At 70.5% G+C, this 11,386-nt stretch carries 9 protein-coding genes; 6 read left to right on the top strand and 3 right to left on the bottom strand.

What is annotated here, in order from left to right; translation table 11 throughout:
• The 3 genes from IM787_RS07415 to IM787_RS07405 are packed head-to-tail and all read left to right on the top strand — an operon-like array spanning nt 1 to nt 3,451.
• Nucleotides 1–810, top strand: coding sequence for a carbon-nitrogen hydrolase family protein (locus tag IM787_RS07415; RefSeq protein WP_193675999.1), 810 nt, complete (start codon nt 1–3; stop codon nt 808–810).
• Nucleotides 807–2,825, top strand: coding sequence for a sensor histidine kinase (locus tag IM787_RS07410; protein ID WP_354004368.1), 2,019 nt, complete (start codon nt 807–809; stop codon nt 2,823–2,825). Before IM787_RS07415 ends, IM787_RS07410 begins: the two co-directional genes overlap by 4 nt.
• The gene (locus tag IM787_RS07405; protein WP_193675998.1) at nt 2,825–3,451 is read left to right on the top strand and encodes a response regulator transcription factor; all 627 of its coding nucleotides are present in this window, start codon (nt 2,825–2,827) and stop codon (nt 3,449–3,451) included. The genes IM787_RS07410 and IM787_RS07405 overlap by 1 nt, the downstream gene beginning before the upstream one ends.
• On the opposite strand, the gene IM787_RS21650 is transcribed toward IM787_RS07405, so the two are convergent.
• Nucleotides 3,448–3,582, bottom strand: a complete 135-nt coding sequence (locus IM787_RS21650) for a hypothetical protein (RefSeq protein WP_255528526.1) — start codon at nt 3,580–3,582, stop codon at nt 3,448–3,450. The two genes, IM787_RS07405 and IM787_RS21650, sit on opposite strands and share 4 nt — an antisense overlap.
• On the opposite strand from IM787_RS21650, the gene mltA reads away from it, so the two are divergent.
• On the top strand, nt 3,530–4,726 hold the full coding sequence (mltA, locus tag IM787_RS07400; protein WP_227494159.1) for a murein transglycosylase A: 1,197 nt from the start codon (nt 3,530–3,532) through the stop codon (nt 4,724–4,726). The two genes, IM787_RS21650 and mltA, sit on opposite strands and share 53 nt — an antisense overlap.
• 66 nt (nt 4,727–4,792) lie before the next feature.
• Here mltA and IM787_RS07395 read toward each other — a convergent pair whose 3' ends face one another.
• A complete protein-coding gene (locus IM787_RS07395) occupies nt 4,793–6,655 on the bottom strand; it encodes a PhoX family protein (RefSeq protein ID WP_193675996.1) in 1,863 nt (620 codons plus the stop codon).
• A gap of 113 nt (nt 6,656–6,768) precedes the next feature.
• Nucleotides 6,769–7,245 (bottom strand): Lrp/AsnC family transcriptional regulator, encoded by a 477-nt coding sequence (locus IM787_RS07390; RefSeq protein WP_193675995.1) that lies wholly within the window; start codon nt 7,243–7,245, stop codon nt 6,769–6,771.
• A 95-nt stretch (nt 7,246–7,340) separates the two neighbouring features.
• On the opposite strand from IM787_RS07390, the gene IM787_RS07385 reads away from it, so the two are divergent.
• Both IM787_RS07385 and yajC read left to right on the top strand, forming a co-directional pair.
• The gene (locus tag IM787_RS07385) at nt 7,341–10,907 is read left to right on the top strand and encodes an indolepyruvate ferredoxin oxidoreductase family protein (RefSeq protein WP_193675994.1); all 3,567 of its coding nucleotides are present in this window, start codon (nt 7,341–7,343) and stop codon (nt 10,905–10,907) included.
• A gap of 119 nt (nt 10,908–11,026) precedes the next feature.
• The gene (yajC, locus tag IM787_RS07380; RefSeq protein WP_193675993.1) at nt 11,027–11,356 is read left to right on the top strand and encodes a preprotein translocase subunit YajC; all 330 of its coding nucleotides are present in this window, start codon (nt 11,027–11,029) and stop codon (nt 11,354–11,356) included.
• Nucleotides 11,357–11,386: the final 30 nt, after the last annotated feature.

Genomic DNA, 11,386 nt, shown 5'->3' with positions numbered 1-11,386 from the left:
ATGAAGATCGCCGCGCTGCAGACCGTCTCCGGCCCCGACGTCCCGGCCAACCTGGCCGCCGCGCACGACCTGCTGCGCCAAGCGGCGGCGGCCGGCGCCGAGCTCGCGGTGCTGCCCGAGTACTTCTGCCTCATGGGCCAGCGCGACACGGACAAGCTCGCCGTGCGCGAGCCGTTCGGCGAAGGCGCCGTGCAGTCCTTCCTCGCGCAGGCGGCGCGCGAGTGCGGCCTGTGGATCGTGGGCGGCACGCTCCCGCTGGCCGCGGGCGACGACCGCCACGTGCGCAACGCCAGCCTCGCCTTCTCGCCGCAGGGCGAGTGCGTGGCGCGATACGACAAGATCCACCTGTTCCGCTTCGACAACGGCCGGGAGCAGTACGACGAGTCGCGCGTCATCGAGGCCGGCGGCACGCCGCAGGCCTTCACGCTGCCGTCGCGCGACGGCCATGCCTGGCGCGTCGGCCTGACCGTCTGCTACGACCTGCGCTTCCCCGAGCTGTACCGCGCGCTGCAGGCCGACCTGCTGCTGGTGCCGAGCGCTTTCACGCACACCACCGGCCAGGCGCACTGGGAGGTGCTGCTGCGCGCCCGCGCGATCGAGAACCTGGCCTACGTGGTGGCCCCGGCGCAGGGCGGCCGGCACCCGACCGGCCGCCGCACCTGGGGCCATTCGATGGTGGTCGATCCCTGGGGCGCGGTGCTGGCCGAGCGCGGCGACGACGGCCCCGGCGTGGTCCTCGCGGACCTGGAGGCTGCGCGCATCGCCGAAGTCCGCGGCCAGTTGCCGGCGCTGGACCACCGGGTGCTGTGAGCGCCGCGGCGATTCCCGCACCGGCCGGCGTGCGGCTCTCCAGCTGGCGCCGCTGGTCACTCTGGGGGCTGCTGGGCGCCCTGGTGCTGGCGCTGCTGGTCACGGTGGTCTACCTGGCGGCCCGCTATGAAGCGAGCGTGGCCCAGGGCGACGTCGAGCGCGACGCCGCCGACGCGCTCAGCGACATCCGCTCGGCGCTCACGCGCAACGTGCAGGAATTGCAGGCGCTGCAGGCGGGACAGCGCGACCGCGAGCGCTGGCTCGCCGCGGCGGACCAACTGCTGCGCGCGCACCGCGAGTTCGTCCGCCTGGAATGGCGCGGCCCGGACCTGGAGCTGCGCGCCGAGGCGGACAGTCCTTACCGCAACCCCGCCTTCGCGCGCTTCGGCCGCGCCAATTCGCTGCCCGAAGTGCAGCAGGCCTGCACCGCGGCCCGCCGCATCAGCAGCCATGCCTATGCGCGCAGCCATTTCGTGCCGCAGGCGGACGGCCTCGGGCTGGAGCTGATGGAGCTGTGCCTGCCGCAGGTGGAGGTCGGCCGCCTCATGGGCTTCATCGTCGCCACGTATTCGCTGTCGGACCTGCTGGCCACGCAGATCGGTCCGCAGATGGGACGCAGCCAGGAGATCTCCTTCACCGAGGCCGACGGCACGCGCCTGGCGATGCACGGCCTGGCGCGCCGCGGCCAGCGCGTGTTCTCCGCGCAGCAGCTGCTGGACCTGCCGGGCAGCACCATGGTGCTGCGCATGGACAGCTGGCGGCACGCCGAACCCGACCTGTTTCCCAACGTGATGACGGCGCTGGTCACCGTGATGTCGATCGCGCTGGTCACGGTGCTGTTCCTGCTGGGGCATGACACGCGCCGGCGCCTGCGCGTGGAGGAGGACCTGGCCGACGCCCTGGCCTTCCGCAAGGCCATGGAGGATTCGCTGGTGACCGGCCTGCGCGCGCGCGACCTGCAGGGCCGCACGACCTACGTGAACCCCGCGTTCTGCCAGATGGTCGGCTTCACGAGCGACGAGCTCCTGGGCCAGGGATCGCCCGCGCCCTACTGGCCGCCGGAGCTGGCGGAGGACTACCGCAAGCGGCAGGAGGTGCGGCTGGCCGGCCACGCGGTGCCGCCGCGCGACGGCTTCGAGTCGGTGTTCATGCGCAAGGACGGCACGCGCTTCCCGGTGCTGATCATCGAGGCGCCGCTGATCAACGCGCAGGGCCTGCAGACCGGCTGGATGTCGGCGGTGCTGGACATCAGCGAACAGCGGCGGGTGGAGGAGCTGTCGCGTGCCAGCCAGGAAAGGCTGCAGGCGACGGCCCGGCTGGCGACCGTGGGCGAGATGGCCTCGCTGCTGAGCCACGAGCTGAACCAGCCGCTGGCCGCGATCGCCAGCTATGCGAACGGCTCCATGAACCTGCTGCAGCAGGCCCCGGCGCCGGCCTCGGACCTGCGGGTGGCGATGGCCCGCATCGCCGAGCAGGCCGACCGCGCCGGCCGCGTCATCAAGAGCGTGCACGACTTCGTGCGGCGCCGCGACCAGGCGCGCGAGGCGCTCGCGCCGCAAGCGCTGGTGGACGCGATCCTGCCGCTGGTGAACCTGCAGGCGCGCAAGCTGGGCGTGCGCGTGGACGTGCGCGTGGCCGGCGGCCTGCCGCGCGTGCTGTGCGACCGCACCATGGTCGAACAGGTGCTCCTGAACCTCGCGCGCAACGCGATGCAGGCGATGGACGAAGCGCACGTGCCCGCGCCCCGGCTGGTGATCCAGGCGCAGGCCTCGCCGCTCACGGAAGCCGGCAAGCGCTGGCTGGAGTTCTCCGTCGCCGACTGCGGGCCCGGCATCGCGCCGGAGGTGCGCAGCCGGCTCTTCACGCCCTTCTTCACCACCAAGGAGGAGGGCATGGGCCTCGGCCTGAGCCTCTGTCGCACCGTGGTGGAACAGCACGGCGGCCAGCTCGTTTACGAGGACAACGTGCCGCAGGGTACGATCTTCCGCTTCACCCTGCCCGCCCAGAAACCGTGATGCCGCCGCCCGCCGACGCCAGCGTCTTCATCGTCGACGACGATGCGGGCGTGCGCGACGCGCTCGCCTGGCTGCTGCGTTCGCGCCGCCTGCTGTCCTCCAGCTTCGACAGCGCCGAGGCGTTCGACGCGCTGCTGCAGCAGGGCTTCCGGCCGCAGCAGCCTGCCTGCCTGCTGCTGGACGTGCGGATGCCGGGCATGAGCGGCCTGGCGCTGTTCGAGCGGATCGTCGAACGCGACCTGGCGCAGGTGCTGCCGGTGATCTTCCTGACCGGGCACGCCGACGTGCCGACCGCCGTCGACATGGTCAAGCGCGGCGCCTTCGACTTCTGCGAGAAACCCTTCTCGGACAACGCGCTGGTCGACCGCATCGAGGAGGCGCTGCGGCGCTCGGCCGAGGTGATCGCTTCGCAGAAGGAGATCGGTGCGCTGCGCGACCGGCTCGGCGAACTGACGGAACGCGAACGCGACGTCATGCGGCTCGTGGCGAAAGGCCTGCCGAACAAGCTGATCGCCGACCAGCTGGCGATCAGCGTGCGCACGGTGGAAGTGCACCGCGCCCGCGTCTTCGACAAGATGGAAGTGAAGTCGGCGGTGGAGCTCGCCAACCTGCTGCGCGACGTCTAGTCGTCGTCCCGGCCGTCCGTGCCGGCATCCCGCGGCGGCTCGCCGTCCTTGCGTCCCGAGAACATGGTCCACCACACGATGCCGACGAGCAGCACCAGCGCCAACAGGGCTTCCAGCAGAATCAGCAGCATGTTCCGGGTCCTGACTTCATCCGCCATTGTAGGAATGCTCGCGGCCTGCGCTTCGGTGGCGTTGCCGCCGGAGCCTTCCATTCCCGGCACCGCGCCGCTGCCCCCCCTGGCCACGCGCCCCCCGCCGGACGACGGTGCGCCGCTGCCGCCCGCGCGCCAGTCCGGCAAGAGCCGCTGGCAGCCCGTGCGCTGGAGCGACCTGCCCGGCTTCGACGCCGACGCGCTGCACGAAGCCTGGAACGCGTGGGTGCGCAGCTGCGAACGCCCTGCGCCCCCACTCGCCGCCTTGTGTCCCGAGATCCGGCGCCTGTCGATCGCCAGCCCCGGGGAGCAGCGGGCCTGGATGCAGCAGCGGCTGCAGCCGTACCGCGTGGAGCCGCTGCAGGCCGGGGCGGAATCGCTGCTGACCGGCTACTACGAGCCGCTGCTCGATGGCAGCCGCGCTCCCACGGCCACCCAGCAGGTGCCGCTCTACCGCCCGCCGGCGGACCTGAACGCGCGCCGTCCCTGGTACAGCCGGCAGGAGATCGACACGTTGCCGCAGGCGCGCGCGGCGCTGCGCGGGCGCGAGATCGCCTACCTCGCCGACCCGCTGGACGCGCTGGCGCTGCAGATCCAGGGCTCCGGCCGCATCCGCGTGACCGAACCCGACGGCCGCGTCACGCTCGTGCGCGTCGCCTATGCGGGCACCAACGAACATCCCTACCGCAGCGTGGGCGGCTGGCTGCTGCAGCAGGGGGCGCTGCGCGATGCGTCGTGGCCGGGCATCAAGGCCTGGGCCCGCGCGAATCCGCAGCGCGTGAACGAGATGCTCTGGAGCAATCCGCGGGTGGTGTTCTTCCGCGAGGAGCCACTCTCGGCGCTCGACGCCGCCTTCGGGCCGCGCGGCGCGCAGGGCGTGCCGCTCACGCCGGGACGGTCGATCGCGGTGGACAAGGACAGCATCCCCTACGGCACGCCGGTCTGGCTGGCCTCGCCCGGGCCGCTGCTGAACCTGCAGCGGCTGGTGATCGCGCAGGACACCGGCAGCGCCATCGTCGGCGCCGTGCGGGCCGACTACTTCGTCGGCTGGGGGCCGGAAGCCGGGGAAGTCGCCGGGCGCCTGAAGCAGCCGCTGCAGCTCTGGGTGCTCTGGCCGCGCTGACGCGCATGGAAAAAGGCCCATGCCCCTGGCGGGACGCGGGCCTTCACCCTTGGAGAGGGCGGACGCTCAGGCGCCGACCGGCTTGCCGTCGGTGCGGCGGACGACGATCGTCGCCGACCGCGGGGGCAGTGCGTTGCCCTGCACGTTCGAGGGCCAGGTGCCTGTCGGGTGCTGGATGTTGATGAAGAAGGTGGTGAGGTCCGGCGTGTAGGTCAGGCCGGTGATCTCGCAGCCGTTCGGGCCCACCAGGAAACGGGTGGACTCCTTCGTCGCCTGGTCCACGTAGTACATGGCGTTGTTGCCGAACGTGTTCGTGGTGGTGGCGCTGGTGGAGGCGTCCGTCTGCACCCAGAGGCGGCCCTTCGGGTCGACGCCGAGGCCGTCCGGGCTGGAGAACGTGTCACCGTTGATGTTGCCCTTGAGGTTGGCGGCGGTCAGGCGCGGGTCGCCGGCCAGCAGGAACATCTCCCACTTGAAGCTGGTCGCCTTGGCGGTGTCGCCGTCTTCCGTCCAGCGAATGATGTGGCCGTGCGAGTTGGTCACGCGCGGGTTGGCGGCGTCGGTGACCTGGCGGCCGCCGTTGTTGGTGAACGTGAAGTAGATCTTGCGGTCGGGGCCGACCGACACCCACTCGGGACGGTCCATCAGCGTCGCGCCGGCCACGCGGGCGGCCGACTTGGTGTTCAGCAGCACGTCCGCCTGCGTCGCGAAGTCGACCGTCACGGGCGCGGGCGGCACGGCGCTCTGGGTGAAGTTGCCGGGATCCTGCGCGCCCACCACGAGGCCGTTCTTGCCTTGCGTGAGCTCGATCCACTGGCCGGTGCCGTCGGCGTTGAACTTGGCGGCGTACAGCGTGCCCGCGTCCAGCAGGTTCTGGTTGGCGGCACGGTCGGCCGGGTTGTACTTGCCCGAGGGAACGAACTTGTAGACGCAGCCCGGCGTGCTGTCGTCGCCCATGTAGATCGCCAGGCTGTTGTCGGCGTCGACCATGTAGTCGGTGTTCTCGTGGTCGAAGCGGCCGAGGGCGGTGCGCTTGGTCGCCGCGAAGCTGCCCTGGGGATCGATCTCAACCACCCAGCCGTAGCCGTTGGCGGGCTGCGTCGGGTCGAGGTAGTTGTCGGTGGTTTCCTCGCAGGTGAGGTAGGTGCCCCAGGGCGTGCGGCCGCTGGCGCAGTTGTTCAGCGTGCCGACCACGGTGGGGCCGACGACGCCTGCGGCGGGCCCGCCCACGTTGTAGACGGTGTTGCCGCTGTAGCGCTTGTTGTACGGGGAATTCGCCTTCACGGCCCACTTGCCGCTGGCGAGCTCGACCTCGATCACCGAGACGCCCACGGCGGACAGGGCGATCTTCTTCTGCTCCGCGGTCGCCGTCCCGGCGTTGTAGGTGAAGCCGGCCGGGAAGAGGATCTGGACGTCCGGGGCTTCGTGGTTGATCGCCAGCAGGCCGCCCTTGTTCGGGTCCACGCCGGCCAGCGGATAGAAGTGCATGCCGTCGTGGTTGCCGCCCGAGACCTTCTCGTAGCCCGCGGAATCCAGCAGCGTGCCGGTGTAGGCCGCCGCACCGGCGACGACCGGATCGCCGGCGGCGAACAGCACGTCCATCGTGTAGCCCTCGGGGATGAACACCTGGTCGCCGACCATGGCGGGGATGCCCTTGAAGGTCACGTCGTAGCTGACCGCGGGAGCGGGGGCCGGGCCCGGCGCGGGCGCGGGCGCTGCCGCGACGTCGTCGCTGCCGCCGCCGCAGGCGCTCAGGAGGGCGCTGCCACCGAAGGCGGCGGCGAAGGTGGCACCGAAGCTGCCGCGCAGCAGCGTCCGGCGCTGCAGCTGCGCCTGGCCCAGGACGTCTTCCATCATCTGGCCGGGCACGTCCGGCAACTGGTTCCTGGCGCGCGAGGCGGCGCGGTACTTGTCGGTCAAGTGGGACATGTCTTTCCTTGCTCTTGCTGGGGTTGGCGAAACCCGGGAGCGTAGGAAGGCGCGATGAAAGACCGATGACGGCGGCGTGACCGATCTGTGACAGCGCCGCGGGCGCGGCCGCGTCAGGGCGCGAGGTGCGCGAGGGGCCAGCTCGAACTGGCCTTCACCTCGCCCAGCGAGAAGCTGGTGTGGATGTCCTTCACGTTCGGCAGGTTGATCAGCACCTCGCGCGCGAACTGCGCGAAGGTGTCGAGGTCGCGCGAGACCACCTGCAGTTCGAAGGTGCCAGCGCCGCTGATGTAGTGGCAGGACACGATCTCCGGGATCTTGCGGATCGCTTCCTCCATCTCGCGGGTGCGCTCGCCCGTGTTGCGGTCGGCGTCGAGCCGGACGAAGGCCAGCACGCCCAGGCCGATGCGGTGCCGGTCGATCTCGGCGCGGTAGCCCTTGATGAAGCCGGCCTCCTCCAGCGCTCGCACGCGGCGCCAGCAGGGCGCCGCCGACAGGCCCACGCGCTGGGCCAGTTCGGCGTTGGTCAGCCGGGCGTCGGCCTGGAGCTCGGTAAGGATTTGGATGTCATATCGGTCGAGCTTTTCCATTTTCAGCGTTCCAGGGAAAGAATCTTTCCCATCCTAGGGGATTCCAGGCACAGAACGCAAAGACATATCCCGGCATGCGGCCATACACTTTGCGCATGAACGCACCCCTGCCCGAACACATCCGCAAGGCGCTGGAAACCGTCACGCTCGACGACAAGTATTCGCTCGACATGGGGCGCGCGTTCATGAGCGGCGTCCAGGCGCTGGTCAAGCTGCCCATGCTGCAGCGGCAGCGCGATGCGCTCCAGGGCAGGAACACCGCCGGCTTCATCAGCGGCTACCGCGGCTCGCCGCTGGGCGGCTACGACCAGGCGCTGTGGAAGGCCAAGAAGTACCTCGCCGCGCAGAACATCGTGTTCCAGCCGGGCGTGAACGAGGAACTCGCCGCGACCGCGCTGTGGGGCACCCAGCAGATGGGCTTCGCGCCCGCGGGCAGCAACCGGTTCGACGGCGTGTTCGGCATCTGGTACGGCAAGGGGCCGGGGGTGGACCGCTGCTCGGACGTGTTCAAGCACGCCAACATGGCGGGCACCACGCCCTGGGGCGGCGTGATCGCTGTGGCCGGCGACGACCACGTGGCCAAGAGTTCCACCGCCGCCCACCAGAGCGACCACATCTTCAAGGCCTGCGGGCTGCCGGTGTTCTTCCCGGCGACGGTGCAGGAGATCCTCGACCTGGGGCTGCATGCCTTCGCCATGAGCCGCTACTCCGGCATCTGGTCGGGCATGAAGACGATCCAGGAGATCGTCGAGTCCAGCGCCACCGCGGTGATCGACCCCGAGCGCGTGCGCATCCAGCTCCCCACCGACTTCGAGATGCCGCCCGGCGGCCTGCACATCCGCTGGCCCGACACCGCGCTGGAGCAGGAGGCGCGCCTCTACGACTACAAGTGGTATGCCGCGCTCGCGTACATCCGCGCCAACCGCCTGAACCACAACGTCATCGAAGGCCCGAACGACCGCTTCGGCCTCATGGCCAGCGGCAAGGCCTACAACGACACCCGCCAGGCCCTGCTGGACCTGGGTCTCGACGACGCGACCTGCCGCCGCCTGGGCATCCGCCTGCACAAGGTGGGGGTGGTGTGGCCGCTGGAGGCCCAGGGCACGCGCGAGTTCGCGCAGGGCCTGCGCGAGATCCTGGTGGTGGAGGAGAAGCGCCAGGTCATCGAGTACCAGCTGAAGGAAGAGCTCTACAACTGGCGTCCCGACGTGCGTCCCAACGTGCTGGGCAAGTTCGACGAGGTCGAGGGCGACTACTCGGGCGGGGAATGGTCGCGGCCCAACCCCACGGCCCACACGCTGCTGCGCGCCAACGCCGACCTCTCGCCGGCGCTGATCGCCCGGGCCATCGCGAAGCGCCTGCGCAAGATGGGCCTGGACACCGACGTGCAGGCCCGCATCGACGCGCAGCTGGCGATCCTGGAGGCCAAGGAACGCGCGATGCAGGTCGTGGAGGTCAAGGGCGACCGCATGCCCTGGTTCTGTTCCGGCTGCCCGCACAACACGTCGACGGTGGTGCCCGAGGGTTCGCGCGCGATGGCCGGCATCGGCTGCCACTTCATGGCGACCTGGATGGACCGCGCCACCATCGGCTTCACGCAGATGGGCGGCGAGGGCGTGCCGTGGGTCGGGCAGCAGCCCTTCTCCAACGAGAAGCACGTGTTCGCCAACCTGGGCGACGGCACCTACTTCCACAGCGGCCTGCTCGCCATCCGCCAGTCGATCGCGGCCGGCGTCAACATCACCTACAAGGTCCTCTACAACGATGCCGTCGCGATGACGGGCGGCCAGCCGGTCGGCGAACGGCCCGAGGGCCATTCGGTGCTGCAGATCGCCCAGAGCCTGGACGCCGAAGGCGTGCGCCGCATGGTCGTCGTCACCGACGAGCCGGAGAAGTACGAGGGCGCGAAGCTGCCGGCCGGCGTCGCCGTGCACCACCGCGACGAGCTCGATCGCGTCCAGCGCGAGTTCCGCGAGATCGAGGGGACCACGGCGATCATCTACGACCAGACCTGCGCCACCGAGAAGCGGCGCCGGCGCAAGCGTGGCGCGATGGTCGACCCGGCCCTGCGCGTGGTCATCAACGACCTGGTCTGCGAGGGCTGCGGCGACTGCAGCGTGAAGTCCAATTGCCTGTCGGTCGAGCCGCTGGAGACCGAGTTCGGGCGCAAGCGCACCATCAACCAGAGCACCTGCAACAAGGACACCAGCTGCCTGAAGGGCTTCTGCCCCAGCTTCGTCACCGTCGAAGGCGGGCAGCTGAAGGGCAAGAAGAAGGAAGCGGCGACCTTTGCCTGGACCGGCGGCGAGCTCCCGGAGCCGCCGCTGCCGGCGACCGGCGAGGCCTACGGCATCGTCGTGGCGGGCGTGGGCGGCACCGGCGTGATCACCATCGGGCAGCTGCTGGGCATGGCCGCGCACATGGAAGGCCGCGGCATCGTCACGCAGGATTCCGCCGGCCTGGCGCAGAAGGGCGGCGCCACCTGGAGCCACGTGCTCATCGCCGACGACCAGGATGCGATCCGCACCACCCGCGTCAGCATGGCGGCGGCCGATCTCATCATCGGTTGCGACCCCATCGTCACCGGCGGCAAGGAAACGGTGCTGCGCATGCGCCCGGGCCGCACCCGCGTGGCGCTGAACGCGCACAGCACGCCGACCGCGGCCTTCGTGAAGAACGCGGCCTGGGAGAACCCCGCCGATGCCTGCGCCGCCGAGATCGGCAAGGCCGTGGGCGCGGACCACCTCGGCGCCTTCAATGCCGACGCGCTGGCTTCCAAGCTGCTGGGCGACAGCATCTACACCAACCCCATGATGCTGGGCTACGCCTGGCAGAAGGGGTGGGTGCCGCTGGGCCGCGAGTCCATCCTGCGCGCGATGGAGCTCAATGCGGTGGCCGTCGAGAACAACAAGGCGGCCTTCGAATGGGGCCGCCGCGCCGCCCACGACCTCGCGCGCGTCATGGAACTGGTGGCTCCCGCCGCCCAGGTGATCGCGTTCAAGAAGCGCGAGACGGTGGACACGCTGGTGGCGCGCCGGGCGGAGTTCCTCACGGCCTACCAGGACGCCGGCTACGCGCGCAAGTACCAGGAGCTCGTCGAGCGCGTGCGCGCCGCCGAAGCCCCGCTCGGCAAGACCGTCCTCACGGAAACGGTGGCCAAGGGCCTGTTCCGGCTGATGGCCTACAAGGACGAATACGAGGTGGCGCGCCTGCACGCCGACACCGGCTTCCGCGAGAAGGTGGAAGCCCAGTTCGAAGGCGACTTCAAGGTGCACTACCACCTGGCCCCGCCGCTGATCGCGAAGAAGAACGAAAAGGGCGAGCTGGTGAAGCGCAAGTTCGGCCCCTGGACGTACCAGCTGTTCCGCGTGCTGGCCCGCCTGAAGGGCCTGCGCGGCACGCCGCTGGACGTCTTCGGCTACACGGAGGAGCGCCGCACCGAGCGGGCCCTGGTCGACGAATACCGGGCGACCGTGGAGGAGCTCATCGGCCGCCTGCAGCCCGGCAACCACGCCCTGGCGGTGGAGATCGCCAACCTGCCGGAGCAGATCCGCGGCTACGGCCATGTCAAGGAGCGCAACCTCGCCGCCGTGCGCCCGCAGTGGCAGCGCCTGATGGAGCAGTGGCGCGCGGGAGTCCCGGCGCAACGGCAGGCCGCCTGAGGCCGGCGCGCGCGTCCCGCGGGGCGCCGCATACAATCCTTTTTCCTCCCCCGCCGGCGGTGCGTGCCGCCGTGCGCGGGAGCTCGCCTTTCCCTTAGCCGATCCGACCTGGAGACACCGTGTTCATTTCCTCCGCCTTCGCCCAAGCGGCGCCGGCCGCCGCGGGCGGCGACATGCAGTCCTCCTTCATGAGCCTGCTGCCGCTGGTCCTGATGTTCGTCGTGCTGTACTTCGTGATGATCCGGCCGCAGATGAAGCGCCAGAAGGAGCACCGCTCGATGATCGAGGCCCTGGCCAAGGGCGACGAGGTCGCCACCGCCGGCGGCCTGCTGGGCCGCGTCACCAGGCTGGGCGACCAGTACCTGGGCGTGGAAGTCGCGCCGGGTGTCGAGGTCCAGGTGCAGCGCACCGCCGTCGTCCAGGTCCTGCCCAAGGGCTCCATCAAGTAAACACGAGGTCCATGCGCGGGCGCCCGGTGC

The sequence above is a fragment of the Ramlibacter pallidus genome, from assembly GCF_015070875.1.
Classification (GTDB): domain Bacteria; phylum Pseudomonadota; class Gammaproteobacteria; order Burkholderiales; family Burkholderiaceae_C; genus Ramlibacter; species Ramlibacter pallidus.
Note: the sequence above shows the minus strand (reverse complement) of the source record. Positions and strands in the feature narration are given on the sequence as shown.

Excerpts from the sequence above, each read along its gene's own strand:
- mltA (WP_227494159.1), top strand. The coding sequence starts at position 3,530 with ATGCCGACGAGCAGCACCAGCGCCAACAGGGCTTCCAGCAGAATCAGC.
- IM787_RS21650 (WP_255528526.1), bottom strand. The coding sequence starts at position 3,582 with ATGCTGCTGATTCTGCTGGAAGCCCTGTTGGCGCTGGTGCTGCTCGTC.
- IM787_RS07390 (WP_193675995.1), bottom strand. The coding sequence starts at position 7,245 with ATGGAAAAGCTCGACCGATATGACATCCAAATCCTTACCGAGCTCCAG.
- IM787_RS07385 (WP_193675994.1), top strand. The coding sequence starts at position 7,341 with ATGAACGCACCCCTGCCCGAACACATCCGCAAGGCGCTGGAAACCGTC.
- IM787_RS07415 (WP_193675999.1), top strand. The coding sequence starts at position 1 with ATGAAGATCGCCGCGCTGCAGACCGTCTCCGGCCCCGACGTCCCGGCC.
- IM787_RS07405 (WP_193675998.1), top strand. The coding sequence starts at position 2,825 with ATGCCGCCGCCCGCCGACGCCAGCGTCTTCATCGTCGACGACGATGCG.
- IM787_RS07395 (WP_193675996.1), bottom strand. The coding sequence starts at position 6,655 with ATGTCCCACTTGACCGACAAGTACCGCGCCGCCTCGCGCGCCAGGAAC.